We start from the raw sequence: 20,627 nt of genomic DNA on the forward strand, positions 1-20,627 counted from the left end.
AGATACTGGGATAGCCTCGCGCTCATGGTCGAACCCCTGGACCCGCAGATGTTCGACCCCGTGTGCCCGTCCAGCGCCATGCCGATACGGATCGGCGACAAGTGGACCGCGATGGTCGTACTCTGTCTCGAAGGCGGCCGGCGGCGGTTCAACGAACTGCGGGGACCGCTGCGCGGCATCACCCCGAAAGTGCTCACCCAGACCCTGCGGGCGATGGAACGCGACGGTCTGGTCACCCGCACCGCGTACGACGAGAACCCACCCCGGGTCGAGTACGAACTGACAGCGCTGGGGCGCAGCCTGCTGACCCTCATCGCGGCCGCACGCGCCTGGAGCAGGGAGCACCTCCCCGCGCTCTTCGAAGCCCGCGACGCGCACGACTCCTCACCCGGCCCATCAGCGCTGAGAATCGCTGAGACGGGCGAAGTGATCCGGTGACGTTTGGCCGATCAGGCGCGGTCGTGGAGAGTGACCTGGTAGCCGTCGGGGTCGGCGAAGGTGAATGTCCGACCGAAGGGGCCGTCGATCGGTGCGGAGACGATGGTGTGACCGTCGGCGACGAGAGCATCGTGAATGGCCTGGACGTCTGTGGCGTGGAGCCAGATCGCGGCACCGATGCCGGGCTGAGTAACGGATGCGAGATCGGTGCCGGGAACGACGTCGCGGAGTGCGAACGCGATCGGCTTCGTCTCGAAGACGACCGCGTGCGGAGGTCCGGCCTGCGAGCGGACGAGGCCGAGGTACTGCTCGTAGAACGCCTGCGAAGCGTCGAGGTCGCGCGCTTGGAGCGAGATGAAGTCGGGGCCGGTGGCGGGCATGACAATACTCCTTCTTTGCGTGTCAGCTTCCTGACACAGGTCAATCTATGTCAGAATACTGACATGAGTCAAAACGATGTCGGCGTCGACCTGGAGACGTCACTGGGCTACCTGCTGAAAGAGGCGTCGAGCGCCCTCCGCGCAGCCATGGAGGAGGTGCTGCGGCCGCTCGGGATGAGCGTGACGCACTACTCCTGCCTCGAGCTGCTGGCTCAACGACCGGGCTTGTCGAACTCCGAGCTCGCGCGGGGCGCGTTCGTGACACGGCAGACGATGAACGTGCTGCTCCAGGCCCTGGAACGAGACGGCTACGTGACCAGGCCTGCGGAGGCGCCCGTCGGGAAGGTTCTTCCCACGCGGCTCACGCCTCGCGGCCGACGGAGCCTCGAGAAGGCGACCGTAGCGGTCCGGTCCGTCGAGGTCAGAATGCTGGCCGGCATGACAGAGACCGAGCAGTCAGAAGCGTTCCGGATCCTGCAGAGCATGATCCATTCCCTGCGCGATGGCAACGACGGTGCATAGCTCGTTCCCCGGCGCACGTGTCGTTGCACCCGGATGAGAACACGCCGCCGGAGATCATGTCGTCAACGGATGCGAGGCCGGGAGCGCTTCAGGTGATCAGGCGGCGGGCGTTCGCGGCGTAGACCTTCTCGATGACGCCATGTGGCAGGTCGAGCGCCGATATGTGCCAGCGCCCGTTGGGTGGTGGATCCTTCGGCGAGTAGGGGAAGTACTCGTCAGAGGTTTCGATGAAGCGGAAGTACGTCTCGTAGGTCGCCTGCCGGAGCTGCAGCTGATCGGTGCCGAACAGGACCCGGTCGGGATGGCGCAGGAGGAGCGCGCGCGTCCGGCGCGGCTGACGGCCGAGTTCGGCGATGCGTGCGGCGATGTCGATATGGAAGTTGGGGTAGGTGTCCAGCATCCTGCCCACCCATGAGAGATCCTCCGCGTGACAGCCGGCGTGCAGGCCGATGAAGGTCGTCTCCGGGTGGGCCGCGACCAGGGCCTCCAGCGCTGCCATCAGGCGTGGGAAGCGAGGGTAGCGGTCGGCGGCGAATGACCACTCCGGGTGCCTGAGAAGCTCCTCCAGCCGTTCGTTGCGCTCGTCGACGGGATCGAAGAACGCGACAGGGTCCGCGGTGTGGATCGCGACCGGGATCGCCAGTTCCGCGGCCTTCTCCCAGAGCGGCGACAGGCGTGGGTCGTCGGGGAGCACCAGGTCCCCGTCCCCGTCACGGACGGACAGACCGAGGTCTTTCCATACCTTCAGTCCACGCGCGCCGCGGGCCACCGAACGGGCCAGATCGCGGGCGAGCCGCTCACCCGGCCGAGGAACGGTCAGCGCGGTCCAGTCCACATGACAGAACGTCATGAACTCGTGGGGATGGCGGCGGTCGTAGCGGTCGAGGTTCGCTTCCAGCTCCTCGCCCCAGCGGCCATCGAAGTTGATCATTGTGGCTATGTTGCAGCCGGTCATCATGTCGATCAACCGTGGGACGTCGGGTACCGCCCACGTGCCGCCGGTGAGCCACCGTCCCAGGTGTGCGTGCGCGTCGATCGCGGGATGAGCCGCTCTGGCAGGGCCGATGCCCTCGGCCCGCAGCCGGGAACGGGGACGGTAGTCCCGCAGTGGGAGATTCTCCAGGTCGGTCCGCTCGCGCATGTCGTCCGTTCGCCGATCGCTACAGCCGTGACCACGCCCGGCGGATCCTGGCGTAGTCGTCGGGCGTGAACGCCTCGCCTGTGGTGTCCAGGTGCGTGCCGTACAGCAGGCTCGGCACGCCGAGCTCCGGCTGCAGCTCCATGTACTCCCTGAACGCCGTGAGGGAGGGCATCGGATAGCCGTTGGTGTCGATCAGCCAGCCTGGATCGGCGATGCGGGCCATGGCCGTGCTGTGCCTCGCCTCCGTCGCGACGGAATCGGGGAAGACCGACCAAGGGCTGATGCGCACCATGTCCTGCACGTCGGCGAGGTAGGGGTTGGGTGACTGCCCGCTAAGCAGGGCATCCGGTTTGACCTCTTTAGCGGCTTCGTAGAGGAGGGAGAGATATGCGTGTGCCGCCTCTATCCCGAAGAGCCGGCCCGACCCCTCGGGGAACGCCATGCCGTAGCTGCCCGGTGTCGCGGACAGGTGGTCGATCTTGAGTCCGTCGGCGTTGAGACCTTCGCGGCCTAGCAAGGCCCTGACCTGCTTGACGATGCGTTCGCGGACCGCGGGCAGGGTGGCGTCGACGGTCAGCTTCGTTCCCGGGGGCAGGGCGTTGAGCGGGATGTTGCCTTGGGGCGTCTTGGCTCGCCTGCCTGGGCGATTCGGCCTGCCAAGGCTGCCATCCGGAACGTGCGTGATGCACTGCTGGGCGGGAATGCCCTCGGTGTCCCACGGGCTCCACCACAGCAGTACGCGCCTGCCGAGGCGGTGCTGGCGATCGATGAAACCGCGAAGATCGGGCCAGCGGCCGACATCGACGTTCTTGAGGCCGCCGGCCTGAAACCACCGGGCGTCGATGGTCAAGGTGCCCCAGGGGAGGTCGTGGGCGTCGAGCGTCTCGATCAGGTCGCGGTAAGCGGTCTGGGTGCACAGCATGTACGCGGCGTTGTCCTGCGGCCGCTCGGGAGTGCTGCGGACCCGGAACAGATCGGCCTGATAGCACTGGTGGCCCCAGCCGCACACGATCGGCCGGCTCCACCAGCTCGGCTGGTCCCGGCGAGGCTCCTGCACCAGCCCGGAGGATCGCAGCACGCCGGCATAGTTGGCGACGGCCTGCTCCGCCGTGGCGCCCCGCACGATGACCATGCGCGGCGTGGTGAACGTGCCATGCAGGCGGCGGGCGCCCCAGCCGTTGACGGCGAATGCGAAATCGCGCCCGCCGAGGTACTCGAAATCGGAGAAAAGATACTCTCCCGGTTCCACCGCCAGGCCGAAGGCCAGCCATTCGCGGTCCGGCTCCGCCGCGACGGCGAAACAAAGCAGGCCAGGGTTGGCGATAAGGTTCCCGCCGCAATAGTCCGTGTCTCCCGTGACGCTGACCAGCGCGTACTCGAACGGCTCGAACTCTCTGCGCCCGTGGTAGTTCGGCTCCGGAGAGAAAACCCGCCGGAATGCCACTTCCGATCCGGTGGAATACTCCCGCGCTGCGGTGCGGCCCCGGTCGACGAGATGCATGGTGCGGGTCGAGTACGGCTGGTGGTCGCTTTCGGGTATCGAGTCGAAGAAACGGATGGAGTCCAAAGGCCCCTCGCCCTGGATCTCGGCGTGGAACTCGAGATGCTCGGCATAGACGTCGAGGTGGTATCGCTTGTTCCACAGGGTGCTCTTGGCGGTCCAGCTCAACCTTTCATGGCTGCCCTTGTCCGCGATGCCTTGCCAGGTGACCGACACATTACGGTCATACGCTTCAAGCGTGTCGACATTGATCTCGAGTCGCAGGCATTGAGTAAAGGTCGCCAGGTCGATGTACGTGGCGGGCACTTCCGGATCGGTCCTGATCCGCCAATGCGGACGAGAGAGCTCGATCATCTTTTCCATGTTCCCGCCTCGCGCCAATACGGATGAGGGTCGGCGTGGACGGCGCGCCCGAATTCAAGGGCGGCTCGATGGTCAAGGGAAAGTAAACCATACGGGCATGCACGCCGAAAGACAGCGGACCTGCCGTTCCGTGCCTGTTTACGAGCTTGTTCTGGCCAGATACAGAACAGTCACGTAGTTCTCCACGACATCGCCCCCGAATCCCTCGTCCACCAGCGTCTCGATGTCCTTCAGTAATGCGACCCTGCGGTTCAGGGGCAGGTCGCTGATCTCGGTGAAGGTGGCGAAGAGGCCGGTGAGCCGTTTGCTGCCGAGCCGCATCGACCAGCGTATGTCCTCTACTCGGATCTCATCGAAGCTCCTGGCGAACTCCTTGACCCAGGCCTCGTGATCGAGCGCTCCCGGCTTGCCGCCTCCGCCCCTGCCGAGGGAGTGACGCTGGAAGAGGCCCTCCAGGGCGTGCCTGAACGGTGTCTCCCTTTCCGGATCGGCGTCCCGGAACACCGTCCACCATGCCGCCATCCAGGCTCCGCCGCGCAGCGTTCGCGCGATCTTCGGTAGTGCGACGTCCAGATCCAGCCAGTGGAGGCTCGTCGCCGCGACCGCCAGGTCGAACTCCTCGTCCGCCGGCGACAACTCCTCGAAGTCCGCTTCGATGACGGTCAGCGGCCGTCCGGTGAAACGCTCCCGCAGACGCTCTGCCAGGTTCGCGCCCAGCTCGACGGCGACGACCTCCGCACCCGCGTCGAGCAGTTCGCCGGTCGCTTGCCCTGTACCGGGTCCGATCTCCAGAACCCGTCGCCTGGGTCCGAGCCCACAGGTTTCGGTCAACCTCCCGAACAGGGCGGGAGGATAGCCGGGCCTGACCGCGTGATAGGTGTCGGCGTCGGCGTCGAAACTCCATCTGCGCCGTAAGCGGTCATCGTGGTCGGCCACGTCGCTCCAGCTCTCCTCACCGGGGTAGACGGGGCGGTGGCGAGCGCCAGAGCTTGACCTCGGCGATCTGGCCCTTGAGGACCCGCTGGTCGGCATCCGGCCAGGCGCCGATGCTCAGCCCGAAGGGCCACTCGATGCCGTTGGCCGGCCCAAGCCGCCGGTAACCGTCGGCCACGAGGTCACCGTTCAGGAACAGGGCCATCACCCCGTCATCGGTGTACATGAACGTGATCGTGGCCCAGGTCCCGAGCGAGACGAGAGCCGGCCGGCTGCCGATCCCGTACCAGTTCAGGTACCTGTAGACACCCGCGCCGAGCGCGCCGTTCGCCTCCACGTACACCGCGAACGACAGGTATCCCTCGATGAGGGTGCGACGGTGCCCCAGCTCGTCCAGCCGGACGACCAGCTCGGTGCGGACCCCACCGGGACGGGCGAGCGTTCTCGACGGTGGCACGAAGATCCGATCTCGGACGCCATCGAAGACCGCGGCCTGCGGGCCGTTCCCGTCGCCGTGCTGCCAGGCGCTGTAACCGTCGTTGCCATGACCGGAAAAATCGCGCGCGTCCGGCTCCGCGTAGCGATGATGGAGCACGAGCTCGAACACGTTGCCATCGTTCATGGCCACCAGTCCATGATGTCTCCCAGAGCCTCCGCGGTGGCGTGAAGTCCTGCCGCCCCGTCCAGACGCGCGATGACCTGGAGCAGACCGGGGAGGCTTTCCAGGATTTCGTGGCGGGGCCTGGTCGTGAAGTCGCCGACCGTGGCCTCGAATTCGGCTTCGAGCTCCTCCTTGGAGCGTTGTCCCGGTGCGAGCAGGATCTCCAGACGTGCCCGCACCCGGGCTTGCGTGTCCGTCAAGGCGTCGATGCGGCCGGTCACCTCCTCAGTGCGAGAGCCGGCGGAGGGAAGCAAGGTCATGAGGCCTCTGGCTCTCAGGCGCTCGATGGGCATCTCGTCGCAGGCCTGAAGCGCTGCCGCCACATCCCCAGCCGCTACCAGCGCTTCCACGGCCGCGAGCAATGCCACCGACCGTTCGCTGTCCTCCTCCAGCTCCAGCGCCACGGTCATCGCCGCGGTGGCCAGGGCAGCCTTGTGGCGGGTGGGCGCCGCCTGTGCGGCCCGGGCGAGCACCGGCACCTGCGAGACGTCGTGGAGGCCCTCCACGATCGTGAACATCTCGCGGACGACCGCGTCCCCGGCGGCGGTGTCCATCCTGTTCGCCGCCAGCGCGAGAAGCTCCACGGTCCAGGCCGGGTACGGCAAGCCCCTGGCCAGCCGCGATGCCTCCACAGGGTCTCCGTGTCGCGCCTCCGCTCGGGCGATCTCCAAGGCCAGCGCGGGCCGCCAGTGCCTCTCGAGCGTCGCCAGCACATCGGTTGCCCGCTCACGCTCGCCCAGCGAGCAATGACGTATTCCGCACGCGACCAGCACGGCCGAACGCGCCTCAGGATCTTCGAGCCCGTTCGCCACCTCCCTCAGCAGGTCAAGTGCCACCGACGGCAGATACGCGGAGGTCCGGCTGAGCAGCCCCGCACGGCCGATCGTGTGCGGCGACTCGGCCAGGTCCGACAGGAGCCGGATCGCGATCTGCTCCCCGCCCGCGGCCCCGACGTGCTCGGCGACGGCGAGCATCGCCTCGCCACGGGGCCGGGGATCGACGATCAGCGTCAGCAGGCCTTCGATATGCTCCCCGCCGAGGCGAGCGACGACAGGGGCCGCCGTCACGAGCAGTTCCTCCCGATGCTCGTCCCCCTCGACCCGCGCGACCGCGTCCAGGATCGCCTGGAACGAGCCATCCGGCGCCGTGGCGATCACAAAGGCCGCTCGATACGTGGTGTCGGAGATCGCGTCGGCCGCCGTCAGTAGTGACGCCCCAGCAGTCCCTGCTCCCGGCTCTGCCCCCGTCGTCGCCACGTCGAGGGCACTGCCGAAGGCCGCCCACGCGGCGATGGCATCGCGGCGGTCGCCGATGTTCTCGCCCATCTCCACGGCCGCCGTCGCGAGACGGTCCTTCTCCGTGCCCGCCGCGCCGGCCACGGCGAGGGCGAGCAAGTGCGCCCGCCAGTACCGTTCGGCAGGGCCGGCCGACCCTGGCGGCACGTCGTCGATCGCGTCGAAGCCCGCCTGCCCCAGGAGTTCCGCGGCGAAGTGACGGCGGCGGAGATACTCCTCGACGAAGCTCGCGCCCGCCTGCCAGTTCTCGTGCCGTGCCGACGCCTGGTTCAGGCTCGACCGGTGGCGAGCGGGCAGGGACTGCAGGCCCTCTTCGGAGTCCAGCATCCTGTAGGCGACGAGTTGATAGAAGTCATCGGTCAGCGATTGGATGATCGCCAGCAGATCGCCGCGCAGGTCACCGGAGATCAGGGGATACAGCCGGCGCAACTCGCCGAGGCGCCAGTACCCGTCGGGCACGGCCCGCACCGCTGCGAGCGCCTCGCGTTCCGCCTCGTCGCGCAGTTGGCCGGGTACGACCTCGATGAGCCGGGTGAGCGTCTCCGCCCGCTCCTCGGCGGTGGGAATCTGGCGGGCCCAGGCGAGGCCCTCCGCGGCGGTGAGATTGCCGTTCTGCACCAGGACCGGCCACAGGATCGCCGGCGTGGTCGCGGCCATGCTGTTGAGCGATGCGAGGATGAGCGCGCCGCGTACCTGCTCGGCACTGCCCGGCGGACGGCTGCCGCCCGCCCCGGAAAGTCGCCCGGCGCCCGCGCGGGCCGCGTTCCGGGCGATGCCGATGTCGCGGCGATACCCCTCGAGCTGGCCCGTCCTGCGGTGGACGGCGAACCAGGTGTTGACGCGCCGCGCCCCTTCCAGCCACGACAGCTTCAGTACGGCACGCATGTCGTCGGAGCGGCCGGCCAGGTTGAGGTGTTCTACCAGGTGCCGTAGCCCGTACCCCTCGTCCAGCTGCGCTGAGGCACCCTCGCGCAGCACCGGCATTCCAGCGGAGATGCCGCCCCACTCGTTCAGATAGCGGTCGGCGAGCCGCGAGTGCGCGGATCTGGTCGAGCGCGCCAGCCGATTGGCCGACAGCCGCTCGGCCGCCGTCAGCTGGCCTGGGTCGACGTTGCCGTGGAGGAACTCCCGCAGGCTGTCATGGAAGGTCCGGTAGCGGTTCTCCTCCTCGCCTTCCTCCACCTGGACGAAGGGCCGCCAGTCGTCTTCCAGGAGACCTTCGACCTCATCGGCCGACGTGCCGGTGATGTCGGCCAGCAACCGCGCGGGGAGCGGCTCGGCGATCGCGGCGAGCATGGCCAGGACGGGCAGGTCGAACCGGGACCAGCGCTCCTGGTGCCGCCCCTGCCACTCGTGCCAGAACTGGGCGTAGTAGTGCCAAAGGCCGGTGGGCAGGAGCGCGACATCCGCGGGTGAACGCTGCCCTCGGGCTATCTCCGCGAGGACATAGTGAAGGTAGATCCACACGCCGCCGGACTTGGCGAGCAGGGTGTCGATGAAGACCTCCACTGAGACCCCGGCGGCCTGCAACCGCGGAGCCAGCTCGGCGGACCTCGCCATTCGCTCGAGGTAGTCCTGGACGTCGCGCATGTTCCCCTCGCCCTCCGCTTCTATCGTGATCACGACGCGAGGGACGTCGAGGCGCAGTGGCACCAGAACGGGACGCTGCGACGCCACGACGTACACGCCTGCGGGCAGCGACGCGGGCAGGCCGAGCGGGTTCTGGCCGACCACGGGCGTGGTCTCGTTGAGGCCGTCCACGACGAGGACGATCGGTTCACCGGGACGAAGCTCGTCGCGACGCGCGGCGACCTCGAAGAGCAGGTCTCGCATGAAGTCCGGGCGACCCGCCGATGGCGGCAACACCCCGCCCACCGCCAGGGTCTCCAGGTCCCACGCCGTGATGAGCTGGGAGCTCAGATTGCGTACGGCGACCGCGACGTCCTGCGGGTCCGGCATCAGTCTGACGAAGTGGTGAGCATAGCCGCGCGTCCGGGCCAGCCAGGCCAGAAACGTGCTCTTGCCCATTCCCGCGTCGGCCTCCACGATCAGGTATCCCCGGTCGTGGCCGCTGATATGGCGATCGATCGCCGCGACCAGCCATTCACGTCCGGTGAACGTGTCGAGCTCCTGGTAGAGCGCGCCGGGGCTGAGATAGGCGTCGATGAGGCGTTCGTACCGGCCGATGAAGAAGGTGTTGCCGTCTCCGGTGACGAGGAGGCTGTTGATCGCGTCGCCCCCGATGGCGATGCTGCGATCGCCCTCGGCGACGACTCCGATGGAGTCCTCCCCTGCGACCACGAGAGTCACTCGTTCTTTTCGGCAGGACTCGGGCCGTCACCGGTGAAGATCGTGCCGTGCACATTGCCGCCGACCGCGGCCGATCGGTGTCCGGAAGCGATGACTGTGGTCACCGTCGTCCCGGCGGCGACGCCTTGCTGCCACAGCCGCGCGATGTCGTCCCTGAGCGCCGGGTCGCCGGCCAGCAGCTTCTCCAACTGCCAGGCGAGTGCGCTGCGCGCGCCCTCGCTGTCCGGATGCTCGGCGACGTCCTCCGCCGCTTCCTGCGCCGCGGGACGCTCGGCGATGTGGCCGCCGAGTCGTTGCCAGAGTTGCACGGCGTGATCCCACGCGGCCTCACCGAACTCGCCGGCCGCCTCGGCCGCCGCCGTACCGGCCTTGCCGAGCAGCGATCCGAGAAACGGGGCCAGAAACGCGGTGATCTGTGCGAGGTCCATATCCATCTCCCGGCGTGCTCCGGTCAACGGGGTGCCTCTGTAAATTAGCCTAGTTCGCAGGCTGACGCGAGAAGTGACGCAAAGTCAGGAACCGCGAGCCTCGATCTCGAACTCCGATATGTTGCGTCTGCCATTCTTGACGGCGGAACTCCTGCTAAAGGACATCCGAAATGTGTCGTGGGCCAGACTATTCGCTGCTCGTGATCTCTATCATCACGCGAGCCCTCGAAATCCTGGCCGATACTTCCCGGACACGCCCAGACCTGCCTGGGAGATCACACGGAAGATCTGGGAGAAACCTCGACCAAGGGCGTCGACAACCCCTGCGGCCACGGGAAATAAGGCGGAAGAAGGCGATACGTCGGTGCTACCCTTCCGGGGGTCGGCCGCGGGACTTCGGTGCGACTTCCGGGACCCGCCTTTGAAGCGATGATTCGCAGCTCGTGCCCCCATTCCCCGGCCGACTCCGTACATGACCCCCGGAGGCGGCGATCGAGACTCGCATCGAGACCAGTGCGGATCTGATCGCCGCCGAGGACGTCCTGCTGTTCGTGAACGCGGCGATCACCTCCACCGGCCAGCGTGAGTTCCACTCCGGCGCGGAGGAGCAGAGACTCTCGCTGGACTTCCTGCACGACTACCTGAACGGCGAGCTGATCTACCACTACGCGATGCTCAGCGGGCCGGTGCCCGATTTCCGGGCCCGTATCGTGGACGCGACGGTGCACTCGCTCGCCGACCTGCGCGTGCGGGCCCGTCGGCAGCAGGACGAGTGGGCGGCCTTCCACGACCGGGTCATGGCGGGCGGGCTGCTGGACGCGGACTACACCTACCAGCGCGTCTACGAGCTGGGCGGGTATCGGCTGTCCCGCTTCCTGCCGCCCTTCGAACGTCGGCGTGAGAACCACATCGGCGAGCTCATCACCGACGGCGCCGGCCGGCTCGCGTACCTCAAAACGTTCCGTCTGTCGGAGAACCAGATCCGCCGCGGTCATCTGCTGACCCGGCTCGCCGCGGCCGACTGGAACCTGGCCGACACCGCCGTCATGCTCGGCGTGACCGAGCCTCAACTCGGCCTGCGCATCGAGGCCGCGGGCTTCGGCCACCTCCTCCGCCAGGACGTCCTCGACCACTACCGAGCTCGGGTCCGCCGCGCCGGTCGGTGACCGCACCGGATGAATCGCCCCGAGTTTTACCGAGGCCCTCCTTCGGACCCACTTCCACCAGGTCGGCCGGTGAACCAGCCGTGGGCCGGGTCGAGCGCGGCCTTCGGGATGGCGGCCCGCGCCCCGGCCCCTGGCCGTGTTCGGACGACCTCCGGCGGCAGGGGCTCGACCGTTCGGGGGAGGTCACGAGGTGTGGTGTCCGCTCCCGCCCTTGCGGAGGATGTCGTCGATCCTTCTGCCCTCCACCTCGGTGACCCCTTCCGCGCCGAGGGGGACGCCCAGCGCTTCGGCGAGGGCCCGGTGGTGGACGTCGATGACCGCTTCGATGAGCGTCGCGAACTCCTCCAGAGCGCCGCGCGCGCGGCGCCACGCCACGAGGAGGACGCAGGCTCCGGCGATGAGGGCGGGCCACCAGAAGATCCCGGCGAGCAGGTACAGGCATCCCCACCCGGCTAGGGTGACGGCTTCGGAGAAACCGATTCGCGCGTCCACGACGGATCGGCGCACCTCGTCGCCGACGAGCAGCCAGAGGCGGGGCCAGGCCGCCGCCGCGTCGAACCAGTACTGCGCCCGGATCCGTGCCTCGACGAGCCGCACCCGGTCGCTCATCCAGGTCGGCCGCTGCGGCAGGTACGCCTCCACCACGGTGACGCCGTCCCGTTTGGCCGCCCGCAGTGCCCGCCTGCGGCGGCTCCCTCCGCTCGACGCCCCGGCGCGCAGCCACACCCGTTCGACCACCCGGCCCAGCTCGCCCGCCGTGGTGCCCGCGACGCCTGCGGCGAGCAGCGCCAGCCCGGCCTCCACCACCGCTCGGACCGGACGGTCGCGCCAGCCGCGGACGAGCCCGTCCGCCCACACCGTCAGCCGGCCGACGTCGAGGGCCTGGTCATGGCCCAGGTGGAAGCCGGCCGCCGCCACGGTGACCAGCAACAGTCCGGGCAGCAGCACCGCGGTGAACCAGCGGCCGCTGACGTGCTTGCCGACTTCGGCGAGGATGTCCGTCACCATCACGCGGTCGGCCGCATGGCCGCGCCGGAGGTGTGGCACACCGGTGTGTGCCCCTGCGCGTCGCGCCCGGCCGTACGGTCGCACCTGTCGATCGGGCATCCGTAGCTGCCCGCGCTCACCACCGGGGGCCGCGCGCCACCCGGAAACCCGACGATGCTCAGGCTGCTCCGGCCCGACCAGTTCCGCGCGGTCTCGGCGTCCTCGTCCTGGAGCCACTTGCGCACGGCACGTCGCGCGGAACCACCGTCGCGGACCCTGGCGGCGTCACGGTCGAGACGCTCGGTGACGCCGATCGCCCGCGCCTGGTCACGCAGCCCCGGCAACCGTGCGCACCACAGCGCCAGCGCCTCGGCCTCGGTCAGTTCGTCAGCCGCCATCGGCCCTCCGCCCTCATGGCTCGCGCACCGGCTTGCTCATCGGCGAGACTACCCCGCCCAAGCCCTTTCCCATCAGTCCTCTGTCCGCGCTGTGGGCCCCGTCGTTATCGTGACAACGACGGCAGGAGGTCGCGATGCGATTACGGTGGGGCGGCGGCCCGGAGGAGCGAATCGAGCGCGGCGTCCGGGAATACCTGAGCACGGGCCGGACCGCCGAGGTCTCCCGGCCCGAACTGACCGCCGACGCCGAACAGCTGCTGCGGGAGGTGAGCGCCGAGCCGCCGCGCTCCGCCCCCAGGCAACGGGCGTTACAGCTGATCGGCTGGCTGTACCTGTGCCGCGAGGAACGCCTGGTTCGGCACCTCGATCCGCCCGGCCTCGACGAGACGGTCATGCTCGTGGGCCTGCTCCACGACGTTCTCCCCAGCACGATCCCCGAGCGACTGTGGGAACTGGCGGTCGAGTTCGGCGCCGATCCGGACAGCAGGGTGCAGGCCGCCCGTACGGTGTTGGACGCCGCGAGGAGCGGCGGCGCCGATCCCCTCGTCGGACTCGTCGCGCTCGAGCGTGCCCTGTCCGACCTGCCGGCGGACCACGCGTACCTCGCCGGGTACCACCTGCTGGGCGCCACCGCGTGGTTGGAACGCCACGAACACTTCGGGCACCCCGTGGACCTCGACAACGCCCTGGCCCGGGGCCGGGCCGCACTGACACTGTCCACGGCCGTGGGCTCCGGGCGTGCCCCTTTCCTGTACGTACTGTGCGCGATCCTGGAGCGCCGGCTCGCCCGGGAGGACACGGCCGAGAACGCCAGGGCCACCGTCGAGATGTGCAGGAAGCTCCTGGCGGTCGCGCCGGCCGGGAGTAAGGAGCACATCGGCGCCCAACTGTCGCTGGGTGAGGCCCTGTCCGCCCGGTTCGGCCACACGCGGGCGACTGCGGACCTCGACGAAGCCGTCCACGCCCTGCGTCAGGGCGCGGAGGCCGCCCTGCGAGCCGGTGCCGTGAGCGCCGACCAGTCGAAGAGCCTGTCCCGCGTCCTCTACCGGCGCTACGAGCAGACCCATGTCCGCGAGGACCTCGACGAGGCGATCCGCGTCCTGGAAGCGGCGGTGGGGCAGACCGCGTGGAGCGACCCGACGCGGGCGTCGTCGATGCTCACGGAGCTGCGAGCGCTGGAGCGGGAGCGCGCCGCGGGCCACGGGATGCCCGCGGCCGCGCGCCCCGCTCCGCGTACGCCGCACAGTCGTGCCGAAGAGGCATGCTTGTTGATCGCTCGGTCCGAAGCGGACGCCGACCCGCTCGCCCGCGATCGGGGGATCGAGCTGCTGGGCTTCGCCTTGCCGGAACTGCCCGAGGATTTTCCCGACAGGGGGGCCTACTTCGCTTACCTGGGCTCCGCACTGCTGAACCGCCACCGGTTCGGAGGCCAGGATCCGGCAGACCTCGACGTCGCCGAGGGCATGATCCGCCAAGCGGTGCGGTTGTGCCCCGAGGGAAACTCGAACCAGGTGCCCTTCCTCACCCTGCTGGCCATGACCGCGGACGCCCGGTACCGGCGCACGGGAACGCGGGAGGACCTCGACGCCGCCGTCGACACATGGTCGAGGCTGCTGGCACTGCCCCTGCCCGTCCCACGACAGCGCCGGCAGACACTGCACAGTCTCGGCGCGCACCTGGTTGAACGGTTCGAGCACACCGGTTCACTGTCCGACCTGGACGAGGCGGTCGACGTGATGCGGCAGTCCCTGGACGTCGTCGGGCCGCCCGAGGAGGAATACGGCCGCACGGCGCTGGACCTCGCCGCCACTCTCATCCTGCGAGAGGAGCACACCGGCGCACCGCACGAACTTGACGAGGCCCGCGACCGCCTGCTGGCGGCCCTGCCGTACCTTCCGCCGGGAGACACACAGCGCGAGCGGGCGAACGCCCTGCTGGACACCGTGACCCGACGGCAGGAGGTACACCGCACCCGGCATGAGGAGATCGTCACCCCCGCCCTGCGCCGCGCGCAGTTCGTCTCGGGCCCCGGCGACCGGCCCGCGGTCTCCCCCGAGGAAGTGGGCGAGGACTCCGACGTCGTCACCGCGTTCCAGTACGGCAACGTCCTCGCCGAGCGGATCCAGCGGTTCAACCGGACCGGCGACGCCTCCGAGCTCGAAGCGGGTCTCGGCATCGGCCGTCGCGTGCTCGCCGGAATGCCCGCGAACCACCCGGCACGCACGATGATCTCCAGTCACGTCGGTGTGCTCCTCCTGCGGCGCTTCGAGCAGTACGGCGATCACCAGGACCTCGACACCGCCGTCGAACACCTCCGGTACGGCGCGTACGGCCCGGACCACGTCGTCCAGCAGTTACGGAACCTGCTGAACCGGCCGGACGCCGACATCGAGGAGCTGCGGCAGGCCACCGGGGGACAGGTGGACGCACTGATGTACCGGAACGATCGCAGCAGCGAGCTGTCGGCCCTGGCCGGTGCCTACGTGCGCCGATTCGAGCGCGACGGCGGCAGCGGCGATCTGGACGAGGCGGTCGACGCCGCGCGCCGCGCGGCCGACACGGTACCCGCCGACGACCTCGTCGGACGGATATCCCTCCTCCAGACGCTGGGCACGACTCTGGTCCTGCGCTACCGGCACACCCGCAACCGGGCAGACCTCGACCAGGCGATCGACCTCGGCCGCCAGGTCCTGAACACATCCCGCACGATGGGGAACGCGAGGCAGACGGCGCTGAGCAACCTCTGCAACCGGCTGCGTACCCGGTACCTGCTCACCGGCGGCCTCTCCGACCTCGAAGAGGCCGTCGGCTTCGGCCGGGAGGCGATCGAGCCGACCTCCAACGGTCATCCGGACCCCGCCGACCGGATCAACCTTGCCCTGGCCCTGTGGGACCGAGCGCTCCTCCGGGCCGACCTCGCGGACCCCACGGATCTCGACGCGGCGATCGGCCAGGCCGAGGCCGCGGCCGACGCTCTGCACGCCTCCTCACCTCAGCGCACCCACGCGTTGTTCACGCTGGCAAGCATGCTGCGCGACCGGAGCGAGACCGGCGGTACGGCGTCCCGTCCGGGCGATGCCGACCGCAGCCTGGCCTTGTTCCAGGAGGCCGCGCGAACGTTCACCTCGCCCCCGCGCGAACGACTGGACGCGGCGGTCGCCTGGGGTGGCTTCGCCGCCGGCCGCGCCGCCGCAGGACACCTTGACTGGGAGGCGGCGGCGGAAGGCTTCGCCACGGCCGTCGGACTGCTCCCACTGGCGGCATGGCGAGGGCTGGAACGGGCCGACCGGGAGCGCCTGCTGGCCCCGCGCTCGAACGTGGCCACCGAGGCCGCCGCCTGCGCGATCTCATGCGGCCGGCTGGAGCAGGCGGTCGAACTGCTCGACCAGGGGCGTTCCGTGCTGTGGAGCCAGGCCCTGGACACCCGCACCGACCTGACCGCGTTGCGGGAGGCACACCCGGAGACGGCGGAGCGGCTCGAACACCTCCGGGCCGGACTGGACGGGGCCACCGGGGACCCCACGGGACAGCAGGACGTCGCCGAACGGCGGCGCCGGCTGGCACGGGAGTGGGAGGCCCTGCTCGACGAGATCCGCCGCCGCCCCGGCTTCGAACACTTCCTGCTGCCCCTGCCCTTCTCCGCCCTGTCCGAGGCGACCACCGCCGGTCCGATGATCATCGTCAACGTCAGCCGGTACCGGTGCGACGCGCTGGTGGTGACGCCCGGGAGGATACGGCTGATCCCGCTGCCCGACCTCACCGCGGACGAGGCGCAGCGCCGCACCGAGCGCTACCTGGCCGCCCTGGATCGGCTGAACCAGCCTGAAGCACTTACGGGGCCCAGCCAGCAGACCGTCCTGGCCACGCTGGAGTGGCTGTGGGACACGGTCGCCGGCCCGGTCCTCGACTCCCACGACGCGGGCGCCTGGCAGGGGCAGCGCGTGTGGTGGTGCCCTACCGGGCCGTTGACCCTGCTCCCGCTGCACGCCGCCGGCTACCACGATCCCGATGACGGCCGGGAGCGCGACGCCGTCATGGAACGCGTGGTGTCCTCCTACATGCCCACCCTGCGCGGTCTGATCCGAGCCGGCCGTCCGGTGGCGCCTCCGGATCAGATGCGGCGGCTGCTGATCCTGGCCCTGAGCGACCGGCCGCGATACGCGCCGACCCTGGACCCGCTGCCCGGAGCCCAACGGGAGGCGGAGTCACTGCGGCGCCGGTTCCCGGACCGGCACACCGCACGGCTCAACGCCGACGCCACCTGTGAGCGGGCACTTGACCTGCTGGCCTCGCACACCTGCGTCCACTTCGCCTGCCACGCCGGACAGAACCTCGCCGACCCCAGCCAGGGCGCGCTCTACCTGTACGACAAGCCTCTGAAGGTCACCGATCTCGCCCGCCTCGATCTGGAAACGGCGGAACTCGCCGTGCTGTCCGCCTGCCAGACGGCCGTCGGCGGTACGGAGCTGCCGAACGAGGCGATCCATCTCTCGGCGGCGCTGCTCCTCGGCAACTTCCGGCATGTCGTCTCGACCCTGTGGACCGTGGGGGACGACAGCGCCCGAAGCATCATCGATGAGGTTTACCAGGAACTCGGCGACCGGCAGGGCCGCATCCACACGTCCCGGACGGCACGCGCCCTGCACGACGCGGTCAACCGCGCCCGCAGGCGAGAGCCCTACCGCCCCATCGCCTGGGTGTCGCATGTCCACTTCGGACTCTAGTCCGGGTCGCGACCGGCGGTTCTGTGTGGGAACCGCATGACAGACCTCGTCGAGGATCCGGTTGACGTGCCGCTCTCGCCGGGTTCCGGCGTTCAGCGGTCGTCCGTGTGTCAAGGGCGGCGCAGGTCAGTACCGCGCGGTGGAGGGCGGAACCTTGGCCGGGGCGGAGCGGAGTTCCTCTTCGAGGGCGTCGACGAGCGCCCTGGCCGCCTGGCGTAGTCGTACGCGGCGGGCGGTGAGGTCTTCGGTGAACGTCCGGGCCTTCGGCCCCACCCAGGTCGGCTGGCCGGTGAGCCGGCCGTGGGCCGGGTCGAGGGCGGCCTCCAGGATGGCGACCCGCGCCCTGACCTCCGTCAACGTCTGTTCCAGCAGTTGGCGCCGCGGATTGGGCACCAGGTCCTCCGGGCGAGAATTCATTTATTCCCCTTCGGATGCGGATACATCGGACGGACTATTGGACATTATTGGAGCTGTGGCACCTCGGCCAGTGCTGGAGGAATGCATGACACGTTTTGTACGGTGTGGCGTTCTGGTGTGTGCGGTGGGGTTACTGGCGGTGTCCGGATGTGGGGAGAGTGGTCCTACGGCGGCTGAGGCGGGGGAGACCCTCAAATCGCATATCACCGAGTTGATGAAGGAGAGCCACGTTCTTGATGTCCGTATCACGGATTCTGGTGGGCGCGATATTCCATGCGGAGAAGGAAAGGCCAAACGGACCTTCGCGGCTACGGCGAGGGATGCCGCGTCGCAACGTGATCCAGGCGGGCTCAATACCTACATGCTCGGTGTGCTCTCCTCGGTTGCCCCTTACCGGATTGCCGAAGATCAGGGCAACGCTCCTATTCGGCTTGCCAATGACACATACAAGACGATGATCATCTTGGAGTCACCGGGTAACGGGCAATACGGAGTGCGGGGCGAGACCGAGTGTCTTCCGACTTCGTGAGCTAGCTATCGTAGGCCAACCCGCGCTCTCTGCTCAGTTTGTTGCCGCCTTCGAACCGACTCGCCATCTTTTGGGATAGATCGCCCATTGATAGCTCGTCTTCACTACCCATCCCATTGACCGCCGCCCACCGCTCGAAGGACTCCAACCCCTTGTTGCCTTGTTTGATCAGTTCGGCGAACGGTCTGAGGTTGCCCTTGGCGTCGGTGATGGACACGCCGGGTGGGCAGCTGGCCTGGAACTCGGCGGCCGTCACCTTCGGGGTGAAGCCGTTGGCCATCAGCAGCTGCGCGTAGGTGTGCTGGCGGCTGAGGGTGGCCGCCCTGTCGTCCTTGTCGGCCTTGTCCATCCGGGTCTCGTCCTCCTTGCCGAAGGCGCCGTCGGCGGCGAGGGTGGTGCTCAACGCGAACCAGGCGAAGTCGTACGCCAGGGTCGGCGCGGCGAAGATACTGGTCAGCGCGATGGCGGTGTCGCGGGTGAAGCTCACCAGCTTCTTCCGCTGTTCGTCTACCATGTCCAGGTCGCCCTGGACCTTCTCGATCGCGGCCAGCTCGAAGCCGCGTACGTTGCCCAGGGCGGTGAACGCCTTGTCCAGGTGTTCGACGTCCCCGGTGCGCCGGGCCGTCGCCGAGGCGTCGGCGATGAGCTGCTGGGAGAAGCGGCCCATGCCCTGGTCGAACGGGGCGAGGTTCTTGGCGGAGTCGGCGAAGGTCTTCAGGAAGTTGTAGGTGTCCTTCGGGCTCAGGGTGAACGCCGCCGTCGTGCCGAAGGCCGAGGTGAAGGGCTTGAGCGTGCTCGCCTCGGTCATGTTGGCGTCGCCGATGTTCGCACCCTCGGTGATCTCGGCGGCGTAGGCGCCGGCCAGCGTCGACATGAAGATCTTGACTCCCGGCGCGACCTCCATCGGGGTGGCCGGGGTGTCCTCGGTGCCGTCGGTGTCCTTGAGGTCGCCCATGATGGTCATGACGTTGAAGGCGAACTTCGCGGCCTCGGGGCTGTGCGGGCCCTTCTCGTAGGCGCCGCCCCCGGCGGCGAGCATCCGGCCGAACTCCACGCTGATGTCGAAGTTCATGCCCGCAGGCCGCTGAAAGGCGTGTTCGGGGCTTTCCATCCGGTTGAGCTCGGTGAACAGATCTCTGAGGTCCTCGCGCGACATGGCGTTGAACAGGCCCCTGGCCACGTCGGGGTTGTTCGCCAGGGCGGGCAGCAGTGGGACGAGGTCGGTCTTCCACCGCCGGGGGCGGGTGCCGTCGCCGTCGCCGACCGGCTTTCCGACCCTGCCCCGCGCTATCTCGGTGAGCCACGCGGCGGGGAACATGCCGTACCGGAGCAGGGATGCCAGCTCGCCGTCCGGCGCCTTCTTGAGGTCGCCCGCCTCCCACTCCGAGCCGAGCAGGGCCGGCTGCGCGCCGACCGCGGTGGCCAGGGCGTCGCCGATGACCTTCCGGTGCCCGTCGGCTGCCTTCTTGTCGTACCTGTCCAGACGTTGGAGCATGCCGAGCATGCCCTGTGGGCCGATGACCCGGAAGAACCCGGCGGTCAGATAGGCGTCCTGCTGCCCGTCGGCGAGTTTGTCGAGGATCCGGTCGTAGGCGGCATCGGGCAGGCCGAGGGCGGACGGGGGAAGTTGCGAGAGCTGAAAGGCGAGTTCGGTGCCTTTCTTGGCACTGCCCGCCGGGGACTTTCCGGTCTTCTCGTCGTAGGGCAGCAGCCCCCACTGGAACGGGTTCTGGAACAGGCCACCGGTCCAGGCCGAGGACTGCTTCGGCAGGCCGGCCTCCACTCCCAGCATGGGCAGGTCCTGGTTGATCGTCTGCAGGCGTTTGCGCAGCCCCAGAAGCTCGTCGCTGACCCAGCCGTCGATCTCCCTGATCGGCAGCAGTCCCACCGCCGGCACCTCGGCCGTCGCGAGGAGTTGCCGGATCCGCTCGGTCTGCTCGCCGATCACGTCGCGACCGCGTTCCAGCGCGGCGATGAAGCCCTGCATCAGCTCGGGGTCGATTCCGGCGAAGTCCGGTGACAAAGGCCCCGTTCCCGGTGACATCGCCTCCACCATTCCCTTCGCCCTGTTTTCAGTTATTTCACTCTAACTCAATAAGAAGCATATTAAAGGATGGATAATACGATTCCATCAAGCATTATGGGGCGATTCTCTGCCTTACGCGAGACGCCATCCTTGGTTGCCGCTCTCGGGGCCGGGGTGAACCTGATCCGCTGAAGAGCACCCCTCACCTGGTCGGCTCGGAGTCACATCACGCGCCGGGGAGCGACGACGGCCCTCGGAGGATCTCCGAGGGGGGGTGCAGGGCGGGTCGCCGGGGAAGTCGCGAGCAGGGGAGAGGCGTCCGCCGGTCAAGGAGGGCTCGCCTCGCCGGAAGTGGACGGCGCCGCGGTGCCGGTCCACGTCGCGCGGTGCGGTGGCGCCGCACATCGG

16 protein-coding genes are annotated in these 20,627 nt (G+C 68.8%); 5 read left to right on the top strand and 11 right to left on the bottom strand.

All coding sequences use genetic code 11. From position 1 onward, the window contains the following. Positions 1-24 precede the first annotated feature (24 nt). Positions 25-438 (top strand): helix-turn-helix domain-containing protein, encoded by a 414-nt coding sequence (locus ABZU75_RS03200; protein WP_355548962.1) that lies wholly within the window; start codon positions 25-27, stop codon positions 436-438. 11 nt (positions 439-449) lie between these two features. Here the strand turns inward: ABZU75_RS03200 and ABZU75_RS03205 are convergent, their stop codons facing one another. Then, positions 450-818: a VOC family protein gene (locus tag ABZU75_RS03205; RefSeq protein WP_355548964.1), complete on the bottom strand. Its 369-nt coding sequence runs from the start codon at positions 816-818 to the stop codon at positions 450-452. A 63-nt stretch (positions 819-881) separates the two neighbouring features. On the opposite strand from ABZU75_RS03205, the gene ABZU75_RS03210 reads away from it, so the two are divergent. Next, positions 882-1,340, top strand: coding sequence for a MarR family transcriptional regulator (locus tag ABZU75_RS03210; RefSeq protein ID WP_355548966.1), 459 nt, complete (start codon positions 882-884; stop codon positions 1,338-1,340). Between the two features lie 88 nt (positions 1,341-1,428). On the opposite strand, the gene ABZU75_RS03215 is transcribed toward ABZU75_RS03210, so the two are convergent. The 6 genes from ABZU75_RS03215 to ABZU75_RS03240 all read right to left on the bottom strand — a co-directional run bounded on the left by ABZU75_RS03215 (position 1,429) and on the right by ABZU75_RS03240 (position 9,972). After that, the gene (locus ABZU75_RS03215) at positions 1,429-2,481 is read right to left on the bottom strand and encodes an amidohydrolase family protein (RefSeq protein ID WP_355548968.1); all 1,053 of its coding nucleotides are present in this window, start codon (positions 2,479-2,481) and stop codon (positions 1,429-1,431) included. Between the two features lie 19 nt (positions 2,482-2,500). After that, positions 2,501-4,345 (bottom strand): TIM-barrel domain-containing protein, encoded by a 1,845-nt coding sequence (locus ABZU75_RS03220; protein WP_355548970.1) that lies wholly within the window; start codon positions 4,343-4,345, stop codon positions 2,501-2,503. Positions 4,346-4,483: 138 nt separating this feature from the next. Continuing rightward, entirely contained in the window at positions 4,484-5,281 is a 798-nt protein-coding gene (locus ABZU75_RS03225; protein WP_355548972.1) for a class I SAM-dependent methyltransferase, read from the bottom strand. 16 nt (positions 5,282-5,297) lie between these two features. After that, positions 5,298-5,900, bottom strand: a complete 603-nt coding sequence (locus ABZU75_RS03230) for a LamG-like jellyroll fold domain-containing protein (protein WP_355548991.1) — start codon at positions 5,898-5,900, stop codon at positions 5,298-5,300. Beyond that, the gene (locus ABZU75_RS03235) at positions 5,897-9,535 is read right to left on the bottom strand and encodes a hypothetical protein (RefSeq protein ID WP_355548974.1); all 3,639 of its coding nucleotides are present in this window, start codon (positions 9,533-9,535) and stop codon (positions 5,897-5,899) included. Before ABZU75_RS03235 ends, ABZU75_RS03230 begins: the two co-directional genes overlap by 4 nt. Positions 9,536-9,540: 5 nt before the next feature. Then, positions 9,541-9,972 (bottom strand): hypothetical protein, encoded by a 432-nt coding sequence (locus ABZU75_RS03240; protein ID WP_355548976.1) that lies wholly within the window; start codon positions 9,970-9,972, stop codon positions 9,541-9,543. 551 nt (positions 9,973-10,523) lie between these two features. Here ABZU75_RS03240 and ABZU75_RS03245 point away from each other — a divergent pair. Then, complete coding sequence (locus tag ABZU75_RS03245; RefSeq protein WP_355548978.1) at positions 10,524-11,138, top strand: hypothetical protein; 615 nt, start codon at positions 10,524-10,526, stop codon at positions 11,136-11,138. A gap of 183 nt (positions 11,139-11,321) precedes the next feature. Here the strand turns inward: ABZU75_RS03245 and ABZU75_RS03250 are convergent, their stop codons facing one another. Both ABZU75_RS03250 and ABZU75_RS03255 read right to left on the bottom strand, forming a co-directional pair. After that, complete coding sequence (locus ABZU75_RS03250; protein WP_355548980.1) at positions 11,322-12,146, bottom strand: hypothetical protein; 825 nt, start codon at positions 12,144-12,146, stop codon at positions 11,322-11,324. Further along, on the bottom strand, positions 12,146-12,523 hold the full coding sequence (locus ABZU75_RS03255) for a hypothetical protein (protein WP_355548982.1): 378 nt from the start codon (positions 12,521-12,523) through the stop codon (positions 12,146-12,148). Before ABZU75_RS03255 ends, ABZU75_RS03250 begins: the two co-directional genes overlap by 1 nt. 134 nt (positions 12,524-12,657) lie before the next feature. On the opposite strand from ABZU75_RS03255, the gene ABZU75_RS03260 reads away from it, so the two are divergent. Beyond that, positions 12,658-17,247, top strand: a complete 4,590-nt coding sequence (locus tag ABZU75_RS03260; protein WP_355548984.1) for a CHAT domain-containing protein — start codon at positions 12,658-12,660, stop codon at positions 17,245-17,247. A gap of 126 nt (positions 17,248-17,373) precedes the next feature. Here the strand turns inward: ABZU75_RS03260 and ABZU75_RS03265 are convergent, their stop codons facing one another. Beyond that, positions 17,374-17,664, bottom strand: a complete 291-nt coding sequence (locus tag ABZU75_RS03265; protein WP_350965467.1) for a hypothetical protein — start codon at positions 17,662-17,664, stop codon at positions 17,374-17,376. 214 nt (positions 17,665-17,878) lie between these two features. Here ABZU75_RS03265 and ABZU75_RS03270 point away from each other — a divergent pair, with 214 nt between their 5' ends. Beyond that, the gene (locus ABZU75_RS03270) at positions 17,879-18,193 is read left to right on the top strand and encodes a hypothetical protein (RefSeq protein WP_355548987.1); all 315 of its coding nucleotides are present in this window, start codon (positions 17,879-17,881) and stop codon (positions 18,191-18,193) included. 1 nt (position 18,194) lies between these two features. On the opposite strand, the gene ABZU75_RS03275 is transcribed toward ABZU75_RS03270, so the two are convergent. Then, positions 18,195-20,237 carry a DUF6571 family protein gene (locus ABZU75_RS03275; RefSeq protein ID WP_355548989.1) on the bottom strand — a complete coding sequence of 681 codons (2,043 nt, stop codon included), beginning with the start codon at positions 20,235-20,237 and terminating at the stop codon, positions 18,195-18,197. Between the last annotated feature and the right edge of the window lie 390 nt (positions 20,238-20,627).

Origin of the sequence: Streptosporangium sp. NPDC005286, assembly GCF_040607515.1 — a bacterium.
GTDB lineage: Bacteria > Actinomycetota > Actinomycetes > Streptosporangiales > Streptosporangiaceae > Streptosporangium.

What these genes read in the sequence shown, in the direction of transcription:
- ABZU75_RS03230 (WP_355548991.1), bottom strand. Translation starts at nt 5,900, where the DNA reads ATGAACGATGGCAACGTGTTCGAGCTCGTGCTCCATCATCGCTACGCG.
- ABZU75_RS03250 (WP_355548980.1), bottom strand. Translation starts at nt 12,146, where the DNA reads ATGGTGACGGACATCCTCGCCGAAGTCGGCAAGCACGTCAGCGGCCGC.
- ABZU75_RS03200 (WP_355548962.1), top strand. Translation starts at nt 25, where the DNA reads ATGGTCGAACCCCTGGACCCGCAGATGTTCGACCCCGTGTGCCCGTCC.
- ABZU75_RS03275 (WP_355548989.1), bottom strand. Translation starts at nt 20,237, where the DNA reads ATGTCACCGGGAACGGGGCCTTTGTCACCGGACTTCGCCGGAATCGAC.
- ABZU75_RS03215 (WP_355548968.1), bottom strand. Translation starts at nt 2,481, where the DNA reads ATGCGCGAGCGGACCGACCTGGAGAATCTCCCACTGCGGGACTACCGT.
- ABZU75_RS03265 (WP_350965467.1), bottom strand. Translation starts at nt 17,664, where the DNA reads ATGAATTCTCGCCCGGAGGACCTGGTGCCCAATCCGCGGCGCCAACTG.
- ABZU75_RS03240 (WP_355548976.1), bottom strand. Translation starts at nt 9,972, where the DNA reads ATGGACCTCGCACAGATCACCGCGTTTCTGGCCCCGTTTCTCGGATCG.
- ABZU75_RS03210 (WP_355548966.1), top strand. Translation starts at nt 882, where the DNA reads ATGAGTCAAAACGATGTCGGCGTCGACCTGGAGACGTCACTGGGCTAC.
- ABZU75_RS03260 (WP_355548984.1), top strand. Translation starts at nt 12,658, where the DNA reads ATGCGATTACGGTGGGGCGGCGGCCCGGAGGAGCGAATCGAGCGCGGC.
- ABZU75_RS03205 (WP_355548964.1), bottom strand. Translation starts at nt 818, where the DNA reads ATGCCCGCCACCGGCCCCGACTTCATCTCGCTCCAAGCGCGCGACCTC.
- ABZU75_RS03255 (WP_355548982.1), bottom strand. Translation starts at nt 12,523, where the DNA reads ATGGCGGCTGACGAACTGACCGAGGCCGAGGCGCTGGCGCTGTGGTGC.
- ABZU75_RS03220 (WP_355548970.1), bottom strand. Translation starts at nt 4,345, where the DNA reads ATGGAAAAGATGATCGAGCTCTCTCGTCCGCATTGGCGGATCAGGACC.
- ABZU75_RS03270 (WP_355548987.1), top strand. Translation starts at nt 17,879, where the DNA reads ATGAAGGAGAGCCACGTTCTTGATGTCCGTATCACGGATTCTGGTGGG.